Origin of the sequence: Pseudomonas sp. AK181, from assembly GCF_051122975.1 — a bacterium.
Classification (GTDB): Bacteria; Pseudomonadota; Gammaproteobacteria; order Pseudomonadales; family Pseudomonadaceae; genus Aquipseudomonas; species Aquipseudomonas lactis.
Genome location: NZ_CP146348.1, coordinates 1,888,185 through 1,913,799, shown reverse-complemented (window position 1 = coordinate 1,913,799; position 25,615 = coordinate 1,888,185). Strand labels below are relative to the sequence as shown.

Annotated in this window: 21 protein-coding genes and 1 pseudogene; 6 read left to right on the top strand and 16 right to left on the bottom strand. The window is 59.6% G+C overall.

Going from position 1 to position 25,615, the window contains the following annotated elements:
* Positions 1-15: 15 nt before the first annotated feature.
* The 3 genes from V8689_RS08950 (at position 16) to V8689_RS08940 (ending at position 4,031) form a co-directional block, all read left to right on the top strand.
* Complete coding sequence (locus V8689_RS08950) at positions 16-840, top strand: ion transporter (RefSeq protein WP_014717713.1); 825 nt, start codon at positions 16-18, stop codon at positions 838-840.
* 94 nt (positions 841-934) lie between these two features.
* Positions 935-1,936 (top strand): sulfate ABC transporter substrate-binding protein, encoded by a 1,002-nt coding sequence (locus V8689_RS08945; RefSeq protein WP_056788576.1) that lies wholly within the window; start codon positions 935-937, stop codon positions 1,934-1,936.
* Positions 1,937-2,825: 889 nt separating this feature from the next.
* Entirely contained in the window at positions 2,826-4,031 is a 1,206-nt protein-coding gene (locus V8689_RS08940) for an MFS transporter (protein ID WP_056788580.1), read from the top strand.
* A 125-nt stretch (positions 4,032-4,156) separates the two neighbouring features.
* Here V8689_RS08940 and V8689_RS08935 read toward each other — a convergent pair whose 3' ends face one another.
* The 14 genes and pseudogenes from V8689_RS08935 to ccmA form a co-directional block, all read right to left on the bottom strand.
* Positions 4,157-5,794: a M10 family metallopeptidase C-terminal domain-containing protein gene (locus tag V8689_RS08935; RefSeq protein ID WP_434520705.1), complete on the bottom strand. Its 1,638-nt coding sequence runs from the start codon at positions 5,792-5,794 to the stop codon at positions 4,157-4,159.
* Positions 5,795-5,994: 200 nt separating this feature from the next.
* Complete coding sequence (locus tag V8689_RS08930) at positions 5,995-8,097, bottom strand: M10 family metallopeptidase C-terminal domain-containing protein (protein ID WP_434520704.1); 2,103 nt, start codon at positions 8,095-8,097, stop codon at positions 5,995-5,997.
* Between the two features lie 792 nt (positions 8,098-8,889).
* Positions 8,890-10,443: a M57 family metalloprotease gene (locus V8689_RS08925; RefSeq protein ID WP_056788592.1), complete on the bottom strand. Its 1,554-nt coding sequence runs from the start codon at positions 10,441-10,443 to the stop codon at positions 8,890-8,892.
* 402 nt (positions 10,444-10,845) lie between these two features.
* Positions 10,846-11,418 carry a phosphonate metabolism protein/1,5-bisphosphokinase (PRPP-forming) PhnN gene (phnN, locus tag V8689_RS08920; RefSeq protein WP_056788595.1) on the bottom strand — a complete coding sequence of 191 codons (573 nt, stop codon included), beginning with the start codon at positions 11,416-11,418 and terminating at the stop codon, positions 10,846-10,848.
* Positions 11,419-11,680: 262 nt separating this feature from the next.
* Positions 11,681-12,090 (bottom strand): annotated as a pseudogene (locus V8689_RS08915) (hypothetical protein).
* A 16-nt stretch (positions 12,091-12,106) separates the two neighbouring features.
* A complete protein-coding gene (gene ccmI, locus V8689_RS08910) occupies positions 12,107-13,297 on the bottom strand; it encodes a c-type cytochrome biogenesis protein CcmI (RefSeq protein WP_056788601.1) in 1,191 nt (396 codons plus the stop codon).
* On the bottom strand, positions 13,290-13,763 hold the full coding sequence (locus tag V8689_RS08905; RefSeq protein ID WP_056788604.1) for a cytochrome c-type biogenesis protein: 474 nt from the start codon (positions 13,761-13,763) through the stop codon (positions 13,290-13,292). The genes ccmI and V8689_RS08905 overlap by 8 nt, the downstream gene beginning before the upstream one ends.
* Positions 13,760-14,296, bottom strand: coding sequence for a DsbE family thiol:disulfide interchange protein (locus tag V8689_RS08900; protein WP_032892673.1), 537 nt, complete (start codon positions 14,294-14,296; stop codon positions 13,760-13,762). Before V8689_RS08900 ends, V8689_RS08905 begins: the two co-directional genes overlap by 4 nt.
* A complete protein-coding gene (locus V8689_RS08895) occupies positions 14,293-16,281 on the bottom strand; it encodes a heme lyase CcmF/NrfE family subunit (RefSeq protein ID WP_056788608.1) in 1,989 nt (662 codons plus the stop codon). Before V8689_RS08895 ends, V8689_RS08900 begins: the two co-directional genes overlap by 4 nt.
* Before the next feature lie 3 nt (positions 16,282-16,284).
* A complete protein-coding gene (gene ccmE, locus V8689_RS08890; RefSeq protein WP_034135169.1) occupies positions 16,285-16,743 on the bottom strand; it encodes a cytochrome c maturation protein CcmE in 459 nt (152 codons plus the stop codon).
* Positions 16,740-16,916 carry a heme exporter protein CcmD gene (gene ccmD / locus V8689_RS08885; RefSeq protein ID WP_003172771.1) on the bottom strand — a complete coding sequence of 59 codons (177 nt, stop codon included), beginning with the start codon at positions 16,914-16,916 and terminating at the stop codon, positions 16,740-16,742. The genes ccmE and ccmD overlap by 4 nt, the downstream gene beginning before the upstream one ends.
* Complete coding sequence (locus V8689_RS08880) at positions 16,913-17,668, bottom strand: heme ABC transporter permease (protein WP_003189953.1); 756 nt, start codon at positions 17,666-17,668, stop codon at positions 16,913-16,915. The genes ccmD and V8689_RS08880 overlap by 4 nt, the downstream gene beginning before the upstream one ends.
* A gap of 87 nt (positions 17,669-17,755) precedes the next feature.
* Positions 17,756-18,424: a heme exporter protein CcmB gene (gene ccmB / locus V8689_RS08875; RefSeq protein WP_003189951.1), complete on the bottom strand. Its 669-nt coding sequence runs from the start codon at positions 18,422-18,424 to the stop codon at positions 17,756-17,758.
* Entirely contained in the window at positions 18,421-19,056 is a 636-nt protein-coding gene (ccmA, locus tag V8689_RS08870) for a cytochrome c biogenesis heme-transporting ATPase CcmA (protein ID WP_056788610.1), read from the bottom strand. Before ccmA ends, ccmB begins: the two co-directional genes overlap by 4 nt.
* Before the next feature lie 200 nt (positions 19,057-19,256).
* Here ccmA and V8689_RS08865 point away from each other — a divergent pair, with 200 nt between their 5' ends.
* The 3 genes from V8689_RS08865 (at position 19,257) to V8689_RS08855 (ending at position 23,508) form a co-directional block, all read left to right on the top strand.
* Positions 19,257-20,834, top strand: coding sequence for a flagellar hook-length control protein FliK (locus tag V8689_RS08865; protein WP_056788613.1), 1,578 nt, complete (start codon positions 19,257-19,259; stop codon positions 20,832-20,834).
* A complete protein-coding gene (locus V8689_RS08860; protein ID WP_056788616.1) occupies positions 20,831-21,160 on the top strand; it encodes an EscU/YscU/HrcU family type III secretion system export apparatus switch protein in 330 nt (109 codons plus the stop codon). The genes V8689_RS08865 and V8689_RS08860 overlap by 4 nt, the downstream gene beginning before the upstream one ends.
* A 984-nt stretch (positions 21,161-22,144) precedes the next feature.
* A protein-coding gene (locus V8689_RS08855; protein ID WP_155717239.1) for an IS3 family transposase occupies positions 22,145-23,508 on the top strand; the annotation gives its coding sequence in 2 pieces (ribosomal slippage) (positions 22,145-22,610 and positions 22,610-23,508; 1,365 coding nt in all).
* A gap of 298 nt (positions 23,509-23,806) precedes the next feature.
* Here the strand turns inward: V8689_RS08855 and V8689_RS08850 are convergent.
* Complete coding sequence (locus tag V8689_RS08850; RefSeq protein ID WP_434520703.1) at positions 23,807-25,033, bottom strand: molybdopterin molybdotransferase MoeA; 1,227 nt, start codon at positions 25,031-25,033, stop codon at positions 23,807-23,809.
* Positions 25,017-25,556, bottom strand: coding sequence for a molybdenum cofactor biosynthesis protein B (gene moaB, locus V8689_RS08845; protein WP_032892684.1), 540 nt, complete (start codon positions 25,554-25,556; stop codon positions 25,017-25,019). The genes V8689_RS08850 and moaB overlap by 17 nt, the downstream gene beginning before the upstream one ends.
* Between the last annotated feature and the right edge of the window lie 59 nt (positions 25,557-25,615).

Here is a 25,615-nt window from a genome sequence, read left to right as displayed (position 1 = left end):
TTTCGGGCAGGGTTTATGGACAGCAACAACGACTGGCGCCAGCGCCTCTACATTATGGTGTTCCAAAGCGACACCGTCGCCGGGCGGCGCTTTGACGGCATCCTGCTGCTGATCATCCTCGCCAGCCTGGTGATCGTGATGCTCGACAGCATCGACACAATTCACCAGAACTACGCGGATGTGCTGGCCTATATCGAGTGGGGCTTCACGCTGATCTTCGCCATCGAGTACGGCCTGCGCCTGTATTGCTCGCCCAAGCCGCTGCGCTATGCCTTCAGTTTTTATGGCTTGGTGGACCTGCTCGCCATCGTCCCCGGTATCCTCGCGCTGTACTACAGCGATGCCCAGTATCTGCTGATCATCCGCATCATCCGGATGCTGCGCATCTTCCGCGTGCTCAAGCTCAGCCCGTACCTCAAGCAGGCCAACTACCTGATGGCGGCGCTGCGCGGTAGCAAGCAGAAGATCGTGGTGTTCCTGGTCAGCGTATGCACCCTGGTGACGGTGTTCGGCACTTTGATGTACGTGATCGAAGGCCCGGAACATGGCTTCACCAGTATTCCCAAAGGCATCTACTGGGCCATCGTCACCCTGACCACCGTGGGCTTCGGCGATATCGTGCCCAAGACGCCCCTGGGCCAGGTGATTTCGTCGCTGGTAATGATCACCGGTTACTCGATCATCGCCGTGCCGACGGGTATTTTCACCGCTGAACTGGCCAGTGCCATGCGCGGTGAGCAACTGCACACCGACTGCCCAGTGTGCAAGAAGGACAGCCATGAACCCAACGCCGCATTTTGCGCGCGCTGTGGCAGCAATCTGTTTCGCAAACTGGAATAAGCAAAGTTCTTTTTAATCTTTAAGGGTCTATGCAGGCCCGGCTATAGTCGCTGGCTAATTGCCTCCCCTCTTCTCGAACAACAAGGAATGAGCAGTGAAAAAGATCCTCAGCGCCTCCCTACTGGCCGCCGGCCTGGCCCTGGCGGGCTCCGCCCAGGCCGCGACCACCCTGCTCAACGTCTCCTACGACGTGATGCGCGATTTCTACAAGGACTACAACGCCGCCTTCCAGAAGCACTGGGAAGCTGAGCACCCGGACGACAAGCTGACATTGCAGATGTCCTTCGGTGGCTCCAGCAAACAGGCGCGCTCGGTGATCGACGGCCTGCCCGCCGACGTGATTACCATGAACATGGCTACCGACATCAATGCCCTGGTCGACAACGGCAAACTGGTGCCGGACAACTGGGTAACGCGCTTGCCGAACAACAGCGCGCCGTTCACCTCAGCCACGGTGTTTATCGTGCGCAAAGGCAACCCCAAAGCCTTGAAAGACTGGCCCGACCTGCTCAAGGACGGCGTGCAGGTAATCGTTCCCAACCCGAAAACCTCCGGCAACGGCCGCTACACCTATCTGTCGGCCTGGGGTTACGTATTGAAGAACGGTGGCGATGAAGAAAAGGCCAAGACCTTCGTTGGCAAATTGTTCAAGCAAGCGCCGGTACTGGACACCGGTGGCCGCGCCGCCACCACCACCTTCATGACCAACCAGATTGGCGACGTGCTGGTGACCTTTGAAAACGAAGCAGAAATGATCGCCCGTGAGTTTGGCCGTGATCAGTTCGAAGTGGTCTACCCAAGCGTCTCCGCCGAAGCCGAACCGCCGGTGTCGGTGGTGGATAAAGTGGTCGAGAAAAAAGGCACCCGTGCTGCGGCCGAGGACTACCTCAAGTACCTGTGGTCGCCCGAAGGCCAGGAAATTGCGGCCAACAACTACCTGCGCCCACGGGACCCGAAGGTACTGGCCAAGTACACCGACCGGTTCCCCAAGGTAGATTTCCTGTCGGTGGAGAAAACCTTTGGTGACTGGCGCACGGTGCAAAAGACCCACTTCAATGATGGCGGCGTGTTCGACCAGATCTACTCTGGCCAATAACCCATCTGACTGAATCAACTCGGTCAAACCTGTGGGAGCTGGCTTGCCTGCGATGACGGCGAGTCAGCTTGCACATGAGCGGCTGATACCCCGCCATAGCAGCGTCTACACAATTTTGTAGGTTGTAGCAGCCAACGCTAACCACGATGCGAAGCGAGCCGCTCTTGATCTTGATCTGCTTGTGATCTTGATCTGCTTGTGATCTTGATCTGGCTTTTGATCTTAGGCGCCCCGTTAAACCACGCTGGCCGGAATTCGACAGGGATTTGGGGGGTAAACCGGCAGGGATGCCGGTTTAGCCGCCCCGCGCCATGGATGGCGCGTGGCGGCGGCCCCCCAAATCACTGACGGATTACGGGCACACCGAGCCTAAGCGAGGTGCCGAGTGGTGGGGCAAGAGCCCTTTGGTTACTTTGGGGCTTTTCCAAAGTGACCCGCCGTCAGGGCGGAACCCTAAGTAGCCGTTACCGCAGCAATGGATATGCACAAAATCCAACGGTGTTGACTGCCAGGCCGCCTTCGCGAGCAAGCCCGCTCCCACAGTTTGATCGTGGGGTGTCAGGTAGATAAGCATCGGCTGTCAGACCGTCTTCGCAGGCAAGCCAGCTCCCACAGTTGGATCGTGGGGTGTCAGGTAGATAAGCATCGGCTGTCAGGCCGTCTTCGTAGGCAAGCCAGCTCCCACAGTTGGATCGCGGTGCGTCAGTCAGATTAGCGTCGGCTGCCAGGCCGTCATCGCAAGCAAACCAGCGCCCACTTTTTTGCGCGAAACAGATGTGTCTGAATGTATCATCAGCCGACATAAGTGATATCACCACAAGCAACCTACTCACTTGCGAGCCTTGTCTTTACTCTCTCACACCACTTCCATCGCCTTTATGAGTACACCATGAACGCAACCCCTCACGCTGCAGGCACCATGACCCGGGGCATGGTCATGCTGTTCGCGTTTTGCTGCGGCGCCATCGTCGCCAACATCTACTACGCGCAACCGATCATCGAGCTGATTGCCCCAGACATTGGCCTGACGCCAGCAATGGCCAGCCTGATCGTGTCCCTCACGCAAATCGGCTATGCTCTGGGCCTGTTCTTTCTGGTGCCCCTGGGCGACCTGCTGGAAAACCGCAAGCTGATGATTGCCACCACCGTCGTGGCGATCGCCAGCCTGTTGGGTGCGGCGTTTATCGAACAGCCGAACCTGTTCCTGCTGGTGTCGTTGCTGATCGGTTTCAGTTCCGTCTCGGTGCAGATCCTGATTCCGCTGGCCGCACACCTGGCGCCGGCCGAGTCTCGTGGCCGGGTGGTCGGCAGTATCATGGGCGGCCTGCTGCTGGGCATCCTGCTGGCACGGCCGGTGTCGAGCGTGGTGGCCGACCACTTCGGCTGGCGTGCGATGTTCATGGCGGCCGCGGCGCTGATGGCGTTTATCAGCGTGGTGCTGATGCTGACCATCCCCAAGCGCCAACCCGATCACAGTGCCAGCTACGGCCAGTTGCTGCGCTCCCTGGGCACCCTGCTGCGTGAGCAACCGCTGTTGCGCCAACGGGCGTTCTACCAGGGTTGCATGTTCGCCGCTTTCAGCCTGTTCTGGACCGCCGTGCCACTGGAACTGGCGCGTAACCACGGCCTGAGCCAAAGCGAAATCGCTCTGTTTGCCTTGGTCGGTGCCCTTGGCGCCATCGCCGCGCCCATGGCCGGTCGCCTGGCCGATGCTGGCCATACCCACCGCGCCTCGCTGCTGGCGATGTTGTTTGGTGCGCTGAGCTTCCTGCCGGCGTTGGTGCACCCGCTCTACAGCGTGATCGGCTTGGCAGTCACCGGGGTGGTCCTGGATTTCTGCGTGCAGATGAACATGGTCCTCGGCCAACGCGCCATCTACGCCCTCGACGCCCACAGCCGCAGCCGTCTGAACGCGCTGTACATGACCAGCATCTTCATTGGCGGAGCATTCGGTTCGGCCATTGCCAGCAGCGTGTATGAGCACGGCGGCTGGTTGGCCGTAATGCTGGTGGGCAGTGCATTTGCCCTGGTCGCCTTGTTGCGCTTCCTGAGTGCAGCACGTAAAGCCGCGTTGGTCACCGCGCAAGCGTCCTGACGGGTCATTGGGCCAACAAAATTTTTCACAACGCACAAAGGGGCGGGACTTGATCAACCATTGATTAAGTCCCGCCCCGCCTTGCTTCAAGCAATGGCGACCGTCAAAGGTGCGCGATCAAGTCGTTAGAGATAACCGCCATCTTTGATGTTGAGCCCGATGACATCTTCCGGGCTGATCATTCGGGTGCTTTTGATCAGGAAGTCGGTCTTACCATCGCCATCCAGGTCGGTCGCCAGCAAGTAACGTCCCGTCTGCGGATTGAACTTGATGATGGTGTCACCCGCCGCCCCGGTGTAGTTGTCGACGAAGTTCAACGTGACCTTGCCGTCGAGCGCCATTTGCGACAGATCGATCTTGTCTTGCCCGGTTTTGAAGTCCAGTAGCAAGTCGGCATTGGCACGGGTTGAATCACTAAAGGCATTGAACTTGAAGGTGTTCCAACCCTCGCCGCCCATCAGCGTATCGGCCCCAGCGCCACCGGTCAGTACGTTATCGGCGCTGTTCCCAATGATCCGATCGTTACCGCGGCCACCCACGGCATTTTCGATCACGGTCTTCTCGCCGATCCTGACATTTTCCCTCATCCCACCTACGCTGGACAGCGCACCACTGCGCAAGTCGATGATTTGATCCTGTACAAAGCCAGAGAAATCAAAGGTATCGTTCCCGCGCTGATCCCAGATATTGAATTCGGGTTTATCGGACGCTGACGTCAGGGTAGTTTCCAGCCTGCCGGTATTCGAGTTGAATCCGTAGGTGGTGTCGTCGGCTCTGGTGTCGCCGCCTGCCTTGGGCTGTCCAGACACAGGTTCCTTGGTGCCGCTTGCCTTGGGCTGTTCAACCACTGGCTGCTTGGTGCCGCTTGCCTTGGGCTGTTCAACCACTGGCTCCTTGGTGCCGCCTGCCTTGGGCTGTTCAACCACTGGCTGCTTGGTGCCGCTTGCCTTGGGCTGTTCAATCACTGGCTGCTTGGTGCCGCTTGCCTTAGGCTGTTCAATCACTGGCTGCTTGGTGCCGCTTGCCTTGGGCTGTTCAACCACTGGCTCCTTGGTGCCGCCTGCCTTGGGCTGTTCAACCACTGGCTGCTTGGTGCCGCTTGCCTTGGGCTGTTCAACCACTGGCTGCTTGGTGCCGCCTGCCTTGGGCTGTTCAACCACTGGCTCCTTGGTGCCGCCTGCCTTGGGCTGTTCAACCACTGGCTCCTTGGTGCCGCCTGCCTTGGGCTGTTCAACCACTGGCTCCTCGGTGCCGCCGCGTGGCTTTAGCCGATCAGTTAATGGCGTTTTGAAGCCGCTCGGCTTGGGCTTAGCCGTTACTGGCTTGGTATCGCCGTCCGAGATGGGCTTAGCCGTTACTGGCTTGGTATCGCCGTCCGAGATGGGCTTAGCCGTTACTGGCTTGGTTTCGTCGTTTGGCTTGGTCTCAGCAGTGGGTTCGGTATCTGTCTGTGGCTTCGAATAGCACTGAGCCATTACCGCTTTGCCAGGATTCATGTCTCCAAGGTGAAGCAGCCCGGAGTTCAGGCTCGATCCATACATTCGCTGTAGGCCAGTGCGCTCACCTAGCAGCGGAGCGGAAAGACTAAGCAATTTTGATTTTGTCGAGGCTTGGTTGTTTACCGCTGAGTTCGCATCGCCATGAGAAGACGCCGCGGCTTCACTGTCGCCTTGGTTGCCAGGATGTGCCTGCGGTGACGGCTGAGGAGTCACGCTCGGCGTTGGCATATAGTGGTTTGCAGCGGATGGAGTTACATTAATCATAATTAAGCTTTCTCAGTTAGTTAAAAACAACAACACGACACTTCACAAGTAAGGCACCCATGAATTCTTAAATAGCCGGTCTCAAACATGACCACTCAAATTTTTCAGCGAGCGTCATAAAACAGCCAAGTTATTACTGGTAGTCAGCACTTACGCTTGGCCTGATGTTTCACTCATAACAGCGATGGACTTAAATAGACTCAGCGCCCATCTGACATTGAATGGTTCCCCCTCCAAACCCGTGCGGAAAACGCCGACTGATCAAAAGCCGATGCGTGCATCGCGCGGGACTGGCCTGAATGGGTATTGAAGCCATAGGCCGGTCTTGAATTTCGAATGAAAGCTTTCGGCTCACAAGGATCTGTACGAGGGATGGGTCTGGGCTCACACGGAACCGGGTGTGGCTTCGGCTCACGTGGGTATGGTCGCGGCTTCGGTTCACACGGATCCGGACGTGGCTGTGGCTCACAGGGATCTGGACGTGGCTGCGGCTCACGCGGGTATGGACGCGGCTTCGGTTCCCACGGATCCGGACGTGGCTGCGGCTCACGCGGGTATGGGCGCGGCTTCGGTTCCCACGGATCCGGACGTGGCTGCGGCTCACGCGGGTATGGGCGCGGCTTCGGTTCACACGGATCCAGACGTGGCTGCGGCTCACGCGGGTATGGACGCGGCTTCGGTTCACACGGATCCGGACGTGGCTGTGGCTCACAGGGATCCGGACGTGGCTGCGGCTCACGCGGGTATGGGCCCGGCTTCGGCTCACGCGGATCCGGATGTGGTTGTGGTTCACGCGGGTCTGGACGCGGCTGTGGCTCACACGGATCCGGACGTGGCTTCGGCTCACACGGATCCGGACGTGGCTTCGGTTTTGGCTCCTCCGGTTTTGGTTCCGGCTTGGGTTTGGGCTCCTCGGGTTGAGGACGCGGCGCAGGCTTGGGGTCTTTCGGTTCAGGGTTTGCCGTTGGGGTGTCGCACTGCGACAAGACATCACCTGCTTTTATCTGGCCGAGGCTTTTGATTAATAGGTCTGCCTTACCGTTACCCGTCAGATCCAGGGCCAGACTTCCCTCGTTGCTACCCTGGTTGTAACTTATCACCGCCTGACCGGGTTGACCGGTAAAGCGTTCGACGAATTTAAGCGCACTGAGATTCGCCTGTTTCAGGACGGCGCGAACATCAATCTTGTCGGAGCCACTCTCGAAATCCAGAATGACGTCGGGGTTATCCGGAGTGGAGTCACTGGCGTGATCATAAACGAAGGTATCTGCACCGCCCCCCCCTGACAACCGGTCTGCTCCACCGCCTCCTTTGAGACGATTGGCAACAGCATTACCTATCAGGGCATCATCCCCCTTCCCGCCCACTGCGTTTTCCAGTATGACGCCCTTGGCAACGGAGACATTACCCTTCAACGCGCCCACATCCGAAAAGGACTCGGCGTTGAGGTTGATTTTCTGATTCTGTGAATACCCGGAGAAATCCAGAGTGTCGTTGCCTCCCCCATCCCACACACAGAAAATAGGATTGTCATTCGCCGACTTCAAACTAAGCGCTTCGCGATTCGTATTGGAATTAAACCCATAGGTCGTGTCGGTATTGCGTGTTTTAGTATTCGCCCCATAGAGTTTCTGGGCCGCCGCTATGTCATCCATCATCGGCGCAGAGGGGTGCAGTAATTTGAAGTCATGCCCGGGCTGATTTTTCTCCGAAAAGTAACTCATGACAGAACGCGCTTGGGTATCCCCGGTATACGCTGCGTGACGCCCATAGTTACCGGAACCGTCATAGTTTCCCGGATGCTCCAACCCAAGGGCGTGGCCTAGTTCATGAACTAAAACCATACGAAAGAAATGCCCCGGTGGCGGGTTCGCACCCACATTCTGCGTTCCAATGCTTGCGGAAGTCTGGGTCATAAACTGATGGGGAAGTGAAGCCACCCCTCCCGAGGAGTCGGGCATGTCATTGATATCAACATGGCCGTCACGATGCGGCGCTTTTTCGGTAAATGTCACGTTAGCGACATCCTGCCAGGACTGCATTGCCTGCCTGGCTTGCTCTGCCTGCTGTGGAGTGAAGCCCTTGGAGACGCGATAGGACAACGTGGTTTTGCCGTCACCGTTATTGTCATGAACCTTGAAACCGCTGCGGGTGAGCTGTTTACCAGCCTGTTGCGAAGTAAACACCGGCTTTTTGCTGTTTAGCGTAGATACATCAGCAGGGCCCTCAGGGCTGATACTGCTCCCGGTATCCAGCGCTTGGGGCACACCAACATTAGTTGTGGATGGTCCTGGCACTCTCATAAACCAAAGTCCTCATAAAAATCAGACTCGAACGATAAAATTTAAAACATTCGAGATACCGATTCCCGCCCAACAAGAGCAGCAGTAGTTATCGGCACCGCTTTAAATTCTCACACTCCCTGCCCGCAGGCCAGCGACGAATTAATTCAACCAGACACACTCTAAAATTTAAAAACACTTTAACCCGACAGCCGAAAAACGCTGAAATCGCAGTAGCGGAACCACTGCCTGGCAAAAACGATAACCCTCTGTTTTATATGAAAATAAAACTCCACAAGCACTCTTGTTGTCATTTTTATTGCAAAGCATTATTCACAATCAGACAAGACCCCGAGCGCACAAAAACATATACCCGACTTAAAACTTTTAACGCGCCCTACACAGCAGTTTGATTAAAGGGCGAATAGTAGAATATGAAGTGAAGGAAAAAATCCAAAGCGTGCATAGAGGGGTTTTATGTCTGGCCCTCAACGGTAATTCAAGGCACTGCAACAGCCGATCAAGCTGACCTCGCCGAAACGCAATCATGTAAAACATACGGATGCTACGGCCAATGAATAGCTGTGCAAAACGCGCGACGCGATTGCCCCATGGGCCGACGAAACAGGAAGGAATCACCGAGATAGCCCGGTGAAAAGCGCACCACATGAATATGAGCGTGTCTGGGGGGTAACGATGCTGCACGTGACAGGCAGGCTTGAACGCGATGCCGCGCACGTCCAAACCTGGATAGAAGGAAACCTGGGTAACGGCATTTAAAGCAGGAAGGTGTTCACTGATCGAAGAGTGGGCTCAGCTGAATATCGACCACACCTTGTTGAGGAACCCTTTGAACGACGAAAAAATTTTCTCGAAAAACCCTCCACCGGGCCGAGGGGCCGGTTTAGGTTCAGGTTCGGGCTCAGGCTCGGGTTCAGTCGGCTCTGAAGTAGGCGCCGGGATGGGGTCCGAAACAGGAACGACAGGGGGGGCCGGCGTCGGCGTCGGCGTCGGCGTCGGAGTCACGGTCGGCGCCACGGTCGGCGCCTGCCCGTTCCAGATCACGTCCGTCTGTTTGATCGGGCTTTGGCTGACCACCAGGAGGTCCGCCGAGCCATTGCCCGTTGTATCCACCGACAATGTGAAACGACCGGTTTTCGGGTCTTGGCCCAGCACGGCGTCCCCGGCTTTGCCGCTCAATCGTTCAGAGAAATTCAACGATTTGAGCCCCGCCTCCTGAAGAACGCCGGTCAGGTCGATCTTGTCGATCCCGCTTTGGAAGTCCTGGATGATGTCAGGTTTTTGCGCGGTTGAATCGCTGGCACGTTGGTAGACAAAGGTGTCTGCCCCAGCGCCACCGAACAACTTGTCAGCCCCCCTGCCGCCCGTAAGGCGATTATTGCCCTCGTTTCCCGTCAAGGTATCGTTGCCAGCACCGCCAATGGCGTTTTCCACCATTACGCCCTTGGCAATCGACACATTCCCGCGCAAGCCACCCACATCCGAAAACGCCTCAGCCTTGAGGTTAATGGTTTGGTTCTGGGTGAACCCGGAAAAATCGAGTGTGTCGTTACCCCCGCCATCCCAAACGGTGAAAATCGGTTTGTCACTCCCCCGTTTAAGGCTGTAGACATCCCGACCAGAATTGGAATTGAAGCCGTAGGTGGTATCGGTATTGCGGGTTTTGGTATTGGCGCCGTAAAGCCGCTGTGCCGCGGCGATATCGTCCATCATCGGTGCCGCTGGGCCGTGCCCGGCAAAATTGTGCCCGGGCTGATGGGTCTCGTCCCAATAACTCATGACACTGCGTGCCTTGGTGTCCTGGGCGTATTCGGCATTGCGTCCGTAGTTGTAGCCGTGACCATTGTAGTCACCTGGATGGCTCAGCCCGAGGGTATGCCCCAGCTCATGGATCAACAAACTGAGGAAGTGGCTGCCCATTGTCGGGTTCTGCCCGCCGTAGGTGCCTATGTTGGCTTGGGGTTTCGCATAATGACCGTACGGGAAGTCCGCATAGCCTGCTGACCCGCCCATCCCATTGATAGTGATGTTGCCATCGGTGTTTGAGCCCTTTTCAACAAATTGGATATTGGCGACATCGGCCCAGTATTGAAGGGCTTGCCTGGCGCGCTCTTTCTGAGCCGCATTGAAGTTCCCGCTGAAGTTGAAACCCACGACAATTTTGCCATCTCTATTACTGTCCTTAAACTTGGAACCACTGCGCGTAATATGTTTCGCCGCCTGGTCCGTGGTGAAAGATTTTTTATTATTGGCCCAGAGAATAACTTGATTCTCATCGGCGGAGAAATGCGAGTGGGACGTCTCTGGGACATGCGACTGGGTAGACTGCCTAACCGGGATATGCATGGTGCTTTATTACTCTGAACAGTGAAATGACCCGTCCATGTATAGAAGTTATCGATGCTGACTGATCCATTACCAGCCCGATAAAGCTCCCATATTGAAAATGCCTTCACCATCGCTAATTCTTTGCAAGAACCCACTATAAACACGCTCGCAAAAAATCCGCACAAGTTTTATTCAGCGCAACCTGCCCACACTTATTGACTGACCGCGACACGCCTTAACACAGCAGGCATAAAAACCCGCCAAAAAATTAACTTAATCGACCCACTCATCAACTTTCAAATATCCAGTAAACCAAACAAACACATCAGCGAAAAATAAGCTTGGCGCCTGGGTTTTATCCGAGCTTTGACATAACCACGCACTACATGAAGGGGTTGTCCCAACCTACCGAGACTGAGGTCAGGTGCATACGCTATGCCCGTGGTCCAGGCAGCACAGCAAGCGTTCGACGGTATGCGCCAACGGGCCGGAATTGTCCAATACGAACAAACCGGCGCCATGACCGGCAATCAACTCGGCAGTGAACCGCGCATTGCGCGCCAGGCGTTCTTCGATGTCCACCAGTGACTCTCGCCCACGAGCAATCAGACGTTGGCGCAGCACCGCTTGATCCACCGTCAGCAGCAATACCAGCAACGTCGGATAACGCTCGCGGGTCTGCGCCAGGTGGGCACGGGAGCCATTGACCAGCACGTCGTCCCCGGCGGCCAACCACTCGTCGATCTCCTTGGGAATGCCGTAAGACAAGCCATTAGCCTGCCAGCTCAAGGCAAACGCGCCCTCGGCCTCCATGGCCGCAAACTGCTCGGGGCTCACCCCTTGCGCCGCTTCGCCCACCGCCTCCGCCGACCGTGTGATCACCCGTCGCACCATACGGCACCCACGCTCGACCAGGCGTGGACGTGCGGCATCCAGCAGACTGTCTTTGCCCGAACCCGATGGCCCGATGAGATAGATCAACCTGCCTGCCATTAAAAACCCTCTTCACTTGTCTCCAGACCGGTACATCCCCGGCCCCACTGCGCAGCGCCTGGTTTACACCTGGGAGGCCGCGTCGTCGTAGTCGTAAGAAAGTATACCTAGCAATCATTCCCACGCCAGGCCAGCGATGGTCACATTACGCCAGGGCGCTGCGCATTCGGCGCATACACCGGGCTTGAATGGCTTACCCCTGCCATGATCGACACAGTGCATTTGAAAGCCATGAAAAAGGCGACCCTCAGGTCGCCTTTCCTCATTGCGCGTACTGCTTGCTCAACCCCGGCGGCACGCCTTGCACGTTGGTTTCTTCCCATGGCCCATTGGGGCTGATGGAGCGGCTCCAGCCGTTGCTCCAGCGGTAGTAGGTGCGCTGGCGGTAGAAGGTGTCCGGCTGGTCGTCCAGCACGTACACCTGCATCTTGCCGTCCCAGTGGCTGGCGGCACCCGGCGGTGGGGCGAAGGTCGGCGATTTGCTTGGCAGGGGTTTGGGCGGCGGCGTCACCGGGCCGGAAGGTTTGGTGTGCTGGGCTTGGTGCTCGGCTGCGTAGATGGGCCAACAGGTGGAATAGCCGGGCCGGTCGGCGCCGCAGGTGGGCGGTGGACCGCACAGGCGCTCAGGCCAAGTACCAGGCTGAGCAAGGTGATGCGTGCAAATGCGGTCATGGGCGTGTCCTCAGAATTACTGGTCCGGAGTGTCGATGGTCAATTGCTGCAGCGCAGTGGTGCTGCTGGCCAACGGTTGGCTGCGGCCGATCCATTCGCCAGTGGTCGGTTGGCCGGCCCGGGATATGCGCGCAACCAGTTGGACTTCGGGGAAGTTGGACAGTTTCAACTGCGGCATCATCGCGTCAGCATCGCCCAGTTCGACGGTGACCGGCAATGCGTCGACGGTCACGCGCTTGGCCGCCAAGGGCGCCGGCGGGCCGTTAACGGCGCGGGCGAAGATGAACACGCTGTCGCCCGGCAGGGCTTTGGCTTTTACCTCGGCGGATACATCCACACGCACTTTCAGCAGCGCCTTGGGCGCCTGTGCGACGCTGCCACCGCTCTCCTTGAGCTTCTCTGCCGCGCGATCAATCCCGCCTTGCAGGGCGACACGGGAATTGTCCTCTGGCGGCAATTGCGCGAGAAGGCGGTTCCAGTAGTCGATGGCTTCCTGATAACGCTGGCCCTCAAAGGCGGCGATACCCAGCAGGCCGAGACTGGTGACTTCCTTGGGGTCGAGCTTCAAGGCTTCGTCGGTCAGCGCCTGAACCTTTGGCGACCATTGTTTGTTGTCGGCAAAGTACTGCGCCTGGGCCCATTGGCCGAGCAGTTCCGGTTGGCGCCCGGCCAATGCAACCGTACGTTCAAAGACTTTGGCAGCATCGGCGGCACGGTCCTGGGCCATATAGGCGCGACCGAGGAAGTACAAACCTTCTGCCGAATCCGGTTGTGCAGCGGCGGCGCGCTCCAGACGGCGGGTCATGTCGGCCATGGACACCGGTGGCTGGGAAAACTCTCGGGTCAGTTCGACCTTGTCGCTCGCGCCATAATGCAGGTACAGCGCGACGCCCAGCACAGGCACCAGAAACGCCGCCAAAAACGGCAGTGGTTTGCCCAACCGCGATTCACGGGGTTTTTCCACGCCTTCGGTGTCGGCCAGCAACTCACGGGCCGCTTCGGCGCGGCCGGTGTCGAGTTGCGCGGTATTCAACACACCTTCGTCCTGCTGCGCTTGCAGCTCGGCGACGCGTTCCTGGTACAGCGCCACGTTCAACGCGGTGCGATCCTCTTCACGCTGGGCACGACGGCCACGCAACACAGGGATCAACAGAAAACTCAGGGCAATCAGTAGCAGCAAACCGGCTGCGAGCCAGAAATCAATCATCAGTCTTGGTGTCCAGCAATTGGTCGAGGCGTTTGCGCTCTTCAGGGGACAGCGCATCAGCGCCATCAATCGGTGCGACGCGGCGACGGCGCACGATCACGGCCATCACCACCACGCCGGCCAGCAACAGCCCGGCCGGGCCAAACCACAACAGCGCGGTCTTGCCGGTGAGCGCCGGTTTGTAGCGCACGAAATCGCCGTAGCGGTCGACCATGAAGTCGATGATCTGCTGGTCGTCCTTGCCCTCCCCCAACATGCGGAAGATCTCTCGGCGCAGGTCAGTGGCGATCGGGGCGTTGGAGTCGGCGATGTCCTGGTTCTGGCACTTGGGGCAGCGCAGTTCCTTGGTCAGGTCGCGAAAACGCTCGCGCTCGGCGTCGTTGGCGAATTCATAGGTGTCGATGGCGGCATGGGCCACACCGACCAGGCCCAGGGCTAAAACGGCTGCGGTCAACCAACGCTTCATGGCTTGGCCTCATCGACCAGCGCCTGGTACTTGGCGGCCAGTTGCTCGCGCCACACCGTTTCGTCGATCACGCCGACGTACTTGTCGCGGATCACTCCTTTGGCGTCGATGAAGAAGGTTTCCGGCGCGCCGTACACGCCGAGGTTCAACCCCAGGTTGCCGTCTTCGTCGCGGATATCCAGCTGGTACGGATTATGAAATTCCGCCAGCCACTTCAAGGCCGCCGCATTGTCGTCCTTGTAGTTGATGCCGTAGATCACCACGCCCTTCTCGGCCAGCTTGTTCAACACCGGGTGTTCGACGCGGCAAGAGATGCACCAGGTGGCCCACACGTTGACCAGTGCCGGCTTGCCCTGCAAGTCGGCCTGGGTGAGGGTCTTGTCACCCTGCACCGTTGGCAGGTTGAAGGCGGGGAACGGCTTGCCGATCATCGCCGAAGGCAGCTCGGCCGGGTCCAGGTACAACCCGCGATACAAAAACACCGCCACCAGCAGGAACAACGCCAGCGGCACAACCATCAACCAACGCTTCATACCGCAGCTCCCGAAAGGCCCAGCGCTTCACGCACCCGGCTCTTGACCTTGACCCGATAGCGCCGGTCCAGCGCCGCGAGCAACCCGCCGAACCCGGTGAGCAAGCCGCCGAACCAGATCCAGCGCACGAAGGGTTTGACATGCACGCGCACGGCCCAGGCGCCGTCGCCCAGGGGTTCACCGAGGGCCACATAGAGGTCACGGGTGAACCCGGCGTCGATCCCGGCTTCGGTCATCATCGAACTCTGTACGGTGTACAGGCGTTTCTCCGGGTGCAGCACGGCGATTTCCTTGCCATTGCGCACTACGCGCACCGTGCCTTTGTCGGAAGTAAAGTTCGGCCCTTCGAAGTGCTTGGCACCTTCGAAGATGAAGTGATAACCGGCCAGGTCCATGGACTCGCCCGGCGCCAGGCGCAGGTCGCGCTCGGCGCTGTTCTGGCTGGACAGCACCACCCCAAGGGCGCACACCGCAATACCAATGTGGGCGATCTGCATGCCCCAGTAGCTGCGCGTCAAGGTGGGCAGGCCCTTGAGCAAACCCTTGTGGCGCGTCTTGTCGACGATGTCCCGCGCCCCAGCCAGCAACACCCAGGCCGCCAGCAGGAACGTGGCGAGTACCGCCCAATTGAAGTCGCCGTAGGCAAACCCGGCGATCACCGCCAGGGCCACGCTGCCGAGCAGCACCGGCATCAGCATGCCCGCCAGCCATTTCACCGGGGTGTCTTTCCAGCGCACCAGCACGCCAACCGCCATCACCACCATCAACAGGCCCATCAGCGGGATGAACAACGCATTGAAGTACGGTGGCCCCACGGACAGCTTGGCGCCGCTCAAGGCGTCCAGCACCAGCGGGTAGAGGGTGCCGAGCAGGATCATCGACGCGGCCACCACCAGCACCAGGTTATTGCCCAGCAACAGGGTTTCCCGCGACCACAGGTTGAAACCGACCTGGCTCTTGACCACCGGCGCGCGCAGGGCAAACAGGGTGAGCGAGCCGCCGACGACAAACAGCAGGAAGATCAGGATGAACACGCCGCGCTCAGGGTCTGAGGCAAACGCATGCACCGAGGTCAGCACGCCCGAGCGCACCAGGAAAGTGCCGAGCAGGCTGAGGGAAAACGCCGCGATGGCGAGCAGTACCGTCCAGCTCTTGAACACGCCACGCTTTTCGGTGACGGCCAGGGAGTGAATCAGCGCGGTACCCACCAGCCACGGCATGAAGGAGGCGTTTTCCACCGGGTCCCAGAACCACCAGCCGCCCCAGCCAAGTTCGTAATAGGCCCACCACGAGCCTAGGGTGATACCGATACCGAGGAAGGCCCAGGCGACGATGGTCCATGGCCGTGACCAGCGCGCCCAGGCGGCGTCGAGACGCCCGCCGAGCAGGGCGGCGATGGCGAACGCGAAGGCCACGGAAAAGCCCACATAGCCCATGTAGAGCATCGGCGGGTGCACGATCAGGCCGATATCCTGCAGCAACGGGTTGAGGTCGTGACCGTCCACCGGGATCTGCGGCAGGATGCGGGTGAACGGGTTGGAGGTCATGATCAGGAACAGCAGGAAACCGATGCTGATCATGCCCATCACCGCCAGCACCCGCGCCAGCATCACTTGCGGCAATTGGCGCGAGAACACCGAGACGGCGAAGGTCCAGCCGCCGAGGATCACGGCCCACAGCAGCAAGGAGCCTTCGTGGGCGCCCCACACGGCGCTGAACTTGTAGTACCAGGGCAAGGCGCTGTTGGAGTTGTTGGCAACATAAGCGACGGAAAAATCGTCGGTCATGAAGGCGTAGGTCAGGCAACCAAAGGCGAACAGCAAGAAAGCGAACTGGCCCCAGGCGGCCGGCTGCGCCAGGCTCATCCACAGGCGATCGCCGCGCCAGGCACCCAGCAAGGGCACCACGGCCTGGACCACCGCAAAGCACAGCGCGAGGATCATCGCCAACTGGCCCAACTCAGGAATAAACAGTGCGGACGTCATGGCTTAGCCCTCCTTGGCTGGGGCGGCGGGCGCGGTTTGGCCGCTGTCTTTCAAGGCTTTGGTGACCTCCGGCGGCATGTATTTTTCATCGTGCTTGGCCAGCACTTCGTCAGCCACAACCACGCCGTCGGCGTTGAGCTTGCCCAGGGCGACAATGCCCTGGCCTTCGCGGAACAGGTCCGGGAGGATGCCGCGATAGGTGATGGTCACGGCCTTGTTGAAATCGGTGACCACGAAGGTCACGTCCAACGAATCGCCGGAACGCTTCAACGAGCCCTGCTCCACCATGCCGCCGGCGCGGATGCGCGTATCGACCGGCGCTTCGCCATTGGCGATCTGGGTGGGCGTGTAGAACAGGTTGATATTTTGCTGCAAGGCGCTCAGGGCCAGGGTCACGGCAATGCCGACGCCGACCAGGATGGCAAGGATGATCAACAGACGCTTTCTACGCAGCGGATTCACTTTTCGGTCTCCCGGCGCAGACGTCGCGCCTCTTGTTGCAGGTAACGCTTGCGGGCCAGGATCGGCGCGGCGACGTTGAGGGCCAGCACCGCCAGGCAGATGCCATAGGCCGTCCAGACATACAGGCCGTGGTGGCCCATGGCGAGAAAATCACTGAAAGAAGCAAAACTCATCCGCGTGCTCCCAGGCAGTTTTGCACTTCGGCTTTGACCCAACTGGTACGGGCTTCACGCTTGAGCACTTCAAGGCGCATGCGCAGCAGCAATACGGCGCCGAAGAAACAGTAAAAGCCCAGCACCATCAGCAGCAACGGCGCCCACATTTCCACGGGCATCGCCGGTTTTTCGGTGAGGGTGAAAGTGGCGCCCTGGTGCAGGGTGTTCCACCACTCCACCGAGTACTTGATGATCGGGATGTTGATCACGCCGACAATCGCCAGCACCGCGCAGGCCTTGGCGGCGCTGTCGCGGTTGCTGATGGCGTTGCCCAAGGCGATCAGGCCGAAATACAGGAACAACAGGATCAGCATCGAGGTCAGGCGCGCATCCCACACCCACCACGAACCCCAGGTCGGCTTGCCCCAGATTGCACCGGTCACCAGCGCCACGGCGGTCATCCACGCACCGATGGGCGCGGCGCACTGCAGGGCCACATCGGCCAGCTTCATCTTCCAGACCAGGCCGACGATGCCGCACACCGCCAGCATCACATAGCAGGACTGGGCCAGCATCGCGGCAGGCACGTGGATATAGATGATGCGAAAGCTGTTGCCTTGCTGATAGTCCGGCGGCGCAAAGGCCAGGCCCCAGACCAGGCCGATGCCGATCAGCAGGATGGCGGCGATACTCAACCACGGCAGCAGCTTGCCACTGATGCCATAAAACCATTTGGGCGAGCCGAGCTTGTGAAACCAGGTCCAGTTCATTGCTGTTTCCATCACGGTGCTTTTCGTCGTGGCGAAAAGCTCAGGGTCTTTACTGACTCCGCGTCGTTAACGCCGGGTCAGACCTCATTATTCGCCGACGCTGATTTTCAGGCCGGCGGCTATAGCAAAAGGTGTCAGGGTTACCGCCAGGGCGGTCAGGCTACCAAGCCACAAGAGGTAACCGGTCGCCGGCATGCCCATGAGCGCGGCTTGCAACGCGCCACTGCCCAGGATCAACACCGGGATATACAAAGGCAGAATCAACAGCGCCAGTAACAGCCCGCCGCGCTTCAAACCGACCGTCAACGCTGCGCCCACCGCCCCCAACAGGCTGAGCACCGGCGTGCCGAGTAACAAGGACAGGAGCAGCACCGGCAGGCATTCAACGGGCAACCCCAGCATCATGGCAAGCAGTGGCGAGAGCAAGACTAGCGCCAAGCCGGAAAAAGCCCAGTGTGCCAGTACCTTGGCCAGTACCAGAAGTGGCAAAGGGTGCGACGAAAGGACCCACTGTTCCAGGGAACCGTCTTCGAAATCACTGCGAAACAGCCCGTCCAGCGAGAGCAGAACCGATAAAAGCGCGGCGACCCACACCAGTCCCGGGGACAAGGTTTGCAACAGTTTAGTCTCCGGGCCGACCGCCAGCGGAAACAGCGCAATCACGATGGCAAAGAACACCAGCGGGTTGGCCAGTTCGGCGGGGCGACGGCACAACAGCCGTGCCTCGCGGGCCACCAACAGGGCGAACACACTCATAGCGACCACCGCCCCAGGTCCAGCTCACGGTAGCCGGCAGGCATGCGCGCCAAGGTGTGGTGGGTGGTGAGCACCACCAGGCCGCCTTGCTCGCAGTGCTGGGCCAGGTGTGCTTCGAGTTGAGCCACGCCTTGCTTGTCGAGGGCCGTGAAGGGTTCATCGAGAATCCACAGCGGCGGGCCGGGCAAGTACAGGCGGGACAGGGCTACGCGGCGCTGCTGGCCGGCGGACAGGGTGTGGCAGGGAACATCTTCAAAGCCCTTGAGGCCCACCGCGGCCAGGGCCTGCCAGATGGCGTCACGGGAAGCAGGATGATGCAGGGCGCTGAGCCAGCTGAGGTTTTCTTCAGCGGTGAGTACGTCCTTGATGCCGGCAGCGTGGCCGATCCAGACCAGGTTGCGCGCAAGCTCAGTACGTTGTTCGTTCAACGGCTTGCCGTTGAGACGCACCACACCGGCCGTGGGCTGCATCAGCCCGGCCAGCAGGCGCAGCAGGCTGGTCTTGCCGCTGCCATTGGGGCCACTGATTTGCACCATGTCGCCCCCCGAAAGCCGCAGGTCGAGTTGCTCGAACAGCAGGCGCAGGTCGCGTTCACAGGCAAGCGCTACGGCTTCAAGAAGAGGGCTGGTCAAAAGATCGCGGGCCTTTACGGTTCAAGTCGGCGGTGCAGCGGCCGTTATAGAGAGATGCACAATAACGGCTTTGGCGACCGATTTTAGAGAGCTGGATCAAATAGTTGTGAGGTTTTTACCGCTCTCTTTGCAGACGGGCGGCATTATACATGCGATGCCCTACTCTAAAGAGGGCAATTTCCCCAGAGACCACGCGCACGATGACCGGTGAGATCAACCTTCCTCCACTGCCGCCCACCTCAGCCCCCGGACCCGCGCCGCTGCCGGCTGCCGGCGAGCTGCTCAAGCTGCTGGAACCGCAGGCCGGGTTGATCGGCCCGGGGAAAACCGTGAACGCCGAGGTCATCGCCCTCAAACAAGGCGGCGAGGCTTTTCAACTGCTGCTCAAGTTGACCCTCGAAGGCGGTCGCCAGACCCTGGTGCAGGCCAGCAGCGCCCAGCCCTTGCCCCTGGGCAGCAATGTGGCGGTGAGCCAGACGCCTGCGGGCAATCTGGCCATCACCTTGCAGCAAGCCATGAGCGCCAACGTGGCCGCCCTCACCCGCCTCGACACCACGCAAATGCCGGTAGGCACGCTGCTGCAAGCCAAGGTGCTGACCACGCAGATGCTGCCCCAGGGCACGGCGCAACCGGCAATTTATCGCTCGCTGGTGAGTGTGCTCAATAACGCCCTGGCCGGTACCACCCTGACGTTGGAAAGCCCTCAGCCGCTGAGGGTGGGCAGCTTGCTCAGTGCCGTGGTGCAGAACGCGCAAACGCTGAACTTCGTACCGCTGAGCGGCTTGAAAGACCAACTGGCCGTGGCGCAACAGCTTGCTACCCAGCAAAGTCGCCAAGGCTCGCTGGACGCGGTGTTTACCGCCTTGCAAAACCTGCCCCGTGGCGACAGCACATCGGCTGAGCTGCGGGCCGCCGCCGAGCGATTATTGGCGGCCTTGCCCGATCTGGCGCAGGTCAGCAACCCCAAGGTACTGGCCCAGGTGGTGCAGAACAGCGGCGCCTTTCTGGAAGCCAAACTGCTCGCCGGCCAGAACCCGCAAATCCCACCGCTGGACATGAAAGGCGCGCTGTTGCGCCTGGTCGCAGACCTGCTGCCTGCCCTGCCCGCCAGCACCAACCTGAATGCGATCCTCGCCGCCAATACCCTGGCCCAGGTGTTGCCACACTTTGTGCGCAGCCCGTTGAACACCCTCGGCCAAGTCGGCGCCCGCCAGATCCCCGCCGGCTTCCCGCTGCCCGAGCGGTTGATGGCAAAGCTGGAAGGTGAAGGCGACCTGGAAAACCTGCTACGCCTGGCCGCCGGGGCGATCTCGCGCTTGCAGAGCCACCAACTGTCGAGCCTGGAACAGACCGGCACCACCGCCGACGGTCGCCTGCAAACCACCTGGCAGTTGGAAATCCCCCTGCGCACGCTGCAAGACATCGTGCCGTTGCAGGTCAAGTTCCAGCGCGAGGAGCCCGCGCCAGACAAGGACCAGCCCGAACGCAAGGATAAAAAAGACCCGAAACAAATGCTCTGGCGCGTCGAACTGGCCTTCGACATGGAGCCGCTGGGGCCGCTGCAAGTTCAGGCGCAGCTGTCCCAAGGCAAACTGTCCAGCCAGCTGTGGGCCAGCCGCCCGTTCACCGCCAGCCTGATCGAAAGCCATTTGGGCAGCCTGCGCGAGCGACTGGTGTCATCCGGCCTCAACGTCGGCGACCTGGATTGCCATCTGGGCACCCCGCCACGCGGGCCAAAAACCGGACTGGAACAACGCTGGGTGGATGAAACCGCATGAAAAACGCCGCCCCACCCCGCCAGGCCATCGCCCTCAAGTACGACGGCCAACAGGCCCCCACTCTGACGGCCAAAGGCGACGACGCCCTGGCAGAAGCCATCCTCAAGCTGGCACGGGAGAACGAAGTCCCCATCTATGAAAACCCCGAGCTGGTGAAACTGCTGGCGCGCATGGAACTGGGAGACAGCATTCCGGAAGAGCTGTACCGCACGATTGCCGAAATCATTGCATTTGCCTGGACGTTGAAAGGCAAGTTCCCGGTGGGCTACGACCCGGATGCGGGACCGGAGGAGCGGGACGTCACTGAGCAGGGTGACGATTACTGAGTGCTCATGAGGGCCCATACGCCAACCACTGTGGGAGCTGGCTTGCCTGCGATAGCCATCGGTATCTACACAACTTCGGTACGGCGCTGATCCTGTGGCGAGGGTGCTTGCTCCCCTGACGGCTTGACAGCCGTCACTGATCTACCTGACGCGCCGCAGTCCAAATGTGGGAGCTGGCTTGCCTGCGAAGACGGCCTGATAGTCAACGCAGTTAGACCGGGTACATATCCGTTATTTAGGTAACGGCCACCTAGGGTTCCGCTCTGACAGCGGGTCACTTTTGGAAAAGAGCCCCAAAAGTAACCAAAAGGGCTCTTGCCCCACCACTCGGCACCTCGCTCAGGCTCGGTGTGCCCGAACGCAGGCTTGAATCCGTGGGCCGCCGCCACGCGCCATCCATGGCGCGGGGCGGCTAACCCGGCGTCCTGCCGGGTTACCCACGAATTCAAGCCTGCGTTCGGCCAGCGTGGTTTAACGGGGCGCCTGAGATCAAGATCAAAAGCAGATCAAAAGCAGATCAAGAGCAAGATCAAGAGCAAGATCAACAGCGGCTCGCCTCGCATCGTAGTTACCGTTGATCGCTATGTCGTTGTATCAGTAACAAATGGGCCAACTGAACCGCCGCTATCGCAGCATAGGTATCTACACAACTGTGCAGTTCGCCGCAGCCATCGGTAACCACGATGCGAAGCGAGCCGCTCTTGATCTTGATCTTAGGCGCCCCGTCAAACCACGCTGGCCGGAATTCGACAGGGATTTGGGGGGGTAAACCGGCAGGGATGCCGGTTTAGCCGCCCCGCGCCATGGATGGCGCGTGGCGGCGGCCCCCCAAATCACTGGCGGATTACGGGCACACCGAGCCTGGGCGAGGTGCCGAGTGGTGGGGCAAGAGCCCTTTGGTTACTTTGGGGCTCTTTTCCAAAGTGACCCGCCGTTGAACTGACCCCCGAATGTTGGACACCTGCCCCCTCGGGAGAGTGTTCCATGACGAAATACAACCTAGCGCTCAAGCAATCATTGATTGAAGAGTGCCTGTCTGCCAGTAGCATCCATGAGGTGGCCCTTAAGCATGACTTGAGTCCATCGCTCCTGCGACGCTGGGTCAAGGGTTTTGAAAAGCACGGCGCCTCTGGCTTGATCGCCAAGTACAGCCATTACGATGCCGAGTTTAAATTAAAGGTTTTGCAGTGCATCAAACAAGATGGACTGTCGGACCAACAGGCCTGTATACGGTTTGATATCCGTGGTCCAAGTAGTATCAGGCAGTGGCGAAAGCTGTACGATGAAGGCGGTGTAGAAGCACTACAACCGCAGCGTCTTAAAGAGTCCAGTATGCCCCGCAAACCTTCCAGGCAACCCAAAGCAAGTCCTGCTCTTCCTGCGGACGCAGAACTGACCCCTGCACAAATGCTCGCAGAACTGGCTTATCTGCGCGCGGAGAATGCCTATCTAAAAAAGCTCGATGCCTTAATCCAAGCGGATCCCCGTACTGCGCAGCCAAAAAAACGCAGGCCGTCCAAGGATTGAGGCATGAGCATCCACTTGCTCTGTTGCTACGTGCTGCGGCACTGGCACGCAGCACCTTCTATTACCAAAGCAAAACACTGCTAACCGACAAGCATGCCGGCCTTAAAGATCGCATCCGCAGCGTCTATCACGGGCATAAGGGGCGTTACGGCTACCGCCGCATCGCCGCGACCCTTGGAAACAGTGGTGAGTTGATCAATCACAAAAAGGTGTATCGACTGATGCAGGTGATAGGCCTCAAGTCGCTGGTCAAAGTGAAGAAATATCGCTCTTACCGAGGTGCTGAAGGGCTTGTTGCGCCTGATCTACTAAAGCGCGAATTCAAGGCAGAAGCCCCTAACGAGAAATGGGCAACCGACGTGACGGAGTTCAAGGTGAAGGGGCAAAAGCTGTTTCTCTCGCCTCTCATGGATTTGTACAACGGCGAGATCCTGGCTTACCAGATCAACCGACGTCCCGAATTCAGGATGGTTTCGACGATGCTGGAAAAAGCCTTCGGGCGACTGAATCAAGGTGACAAACCGATACTGCACTCCGACCAGGGTTGGCAGTACAGGCAGCCTATCTACCGACACATGCTGGCCGAAAAGAGCATCGAGCAGAGCATGTCGCGCAAGGGTAATTGCTTGGACAATGCCGCCATGGAGAGTTTTTTCGGCACGCTCAAGAGCGAGTTTTTCTATTTGGAGTCATTTGAGAGTGTGGAGCAGTTGGCATCAGGCATAGAGGATTACATCGCCTACTACAACCAAGACCGCATAAGCCTCAGACTAAATGGCTTGAGCCCGGTACAATTTCGGACTCAGGCATTAAATCAATAGCGTCCCCTGTCCAACTTTCGGGGGGCAGTTCACGTCAGGGCGGAACCCTAAGCGGCCGTTACCGCAGCAATGGATATGCACACAATCCAACTGTGTTGACTGACAGGCCGCCTTCGCGAGCAAGCCCGCTCCCACAAGTTGGATCGTTGGGGTGTCAGGTAGATATTGGTCGGCTGTAAGGGCGTCATCGCAGGCAAGCCAGCTCCCACAGGTTGATCGTGGGGTGTCAGGTAGATAGGGGGCGGCTGGCAGGCCGCCATCGCAGGCAAGCCAGCTCCCACATTTTTTTAGCGCTCGCTCAGTTCAGGACTTCGCTCAAGGGAATGAAATTGACCCGGTCGCCGATGGCCAACGTGGTCCCTTCCATCACCTCCACAAAACCCTCAGCCCATGCCGCACTGCGCAGCACCCCGGAGCTTTGGTTGCGGTAGATGATCGCCTTGCCCTGTTCGATCCGCCCACGCAGGTACTCGCGACGGTTGCCAGGCTTGGGCCAGACAAACCCTGCCGGCACTTCGAAGCGCAGCGGCTGCACCTCCATCACACCTTGGCGGCGCAGCAAATACGGACGCGCCAACAGCGCAAAGGTCACCAGGGTAGAGGCTGGGTTGCCCGGCAGGCCGATCACCGGCACGCCACGAAAATGCCCGAAGGTCAGCGGCTTGCCCGGCTTGATCGCCAGCTTCCACAGCGCCAGCTCCCCCTCTTCGCGCAAGGCAATGCCGAGGAAGTCCGCCTCGCCCACCGACACACCGCCGGTCGACAGGATCAGGTCAACGCTGCCCAGCCCCGCCAGGCGCGCGCGGGTCTGTTCCAGATCATCCGGCAAAATCCCGGCATCAATCACTTCACAGCCCATGCGCGCCAACCAACTGCACAGCACGCGGCGGTTGCTGTTGTAGATCTGCCCCGGGCCGAGCGGCAGCCCTGGCTCGATCAGTTCATCGCCGGTCGACAACACGGCCACGCGCACGCGTCGCACCACCTCAAGTCGATCACGCCCAAGGGACGCGGCCAAACCTAGTTCGATGGGCCCCAGGCGGGTGCCGGCATTGAGTACGGTCTCACCGACGGTGGTTTCCTGGCTCTGGGGACGGATGTTGTCCCCCCTCTGCAACGGCTCGGTGAAACTCACGCGCTGGTCGGCATGCACCACCGCGTTTTCCTGCATCTGCACGCAGTCCGCACCCTGGGGCACCGGCGCGCCGGTAAAGATGCGTGCGCAGGTACCGGCCGCCAAGGGTTCAGGGGCAGTGCCGGCGAAAATACGCTGGCTCACCACCAAGGGTTCGCCGGTCCAGTCCGCCAGGCGCACGGCATAGCCGTCCATGGCACTGTTGGGCCACGGCGGCAGGTCGAGTGTGGAAATCAGGTCCTGGGCCAATATCCGGCCATCACACTCAGCCAGCGGCAACACTTGCTGCTCGCGGATCGGCGCAGCGGCGGCCATGTCCAGCAAACGTTGCAAGGCCGCTTCCACCGGCATCAGGACGCCGGTCTTGCCGGGCTTATCCACGGGATTCACAAGGTTCGGCCTGCTTGAGGTGCGGGACGAAGTTGCACGGGCGGTGACGGTTATCCAACTGCTCGGCGAGGATGCCGTCCCAACCGGTGCGCACGGCATTGGTGGAGCCCGGCAGGCAGCACACCAGGGTGCCATTGGCCAACCCCGCCAGGGCGCGCGATTGCACGGTGGAGGTGCCGATATCGGCCACGGAGATCTGGCGGAACAGCTCGCCAAAACCATCGACCTGCTTGTCGAGCAGGCAGCTCACTGCTTCAGGCGTGCTGTCACGGCCGGTGAAGCCGGTGCCGCCGGTAATCAGCACCACTTGCACCACGTCTTCGGCGATCCAGTGGGCCACCTGGGCGCGGATCTTGTAGAGGTCGTCCTTGAGCAGCACGCGCTCGGCCAGGTGGTGGCCGGCGGCGGTGAGGCGGTCGACGAAGACCTGGCCGGAGGTGTCAGTTTCCAGGGTGCGGGTGTCGCTGACGGTCAATACAGCAATATTGAGGGGTACAAAGGGCGCATCGGCCTTGGCTTTCATGGCACGGTCCGGTTGTCGAAGGAACAGCCCGATGTTATATCACAGGCCCCTGTTTACCT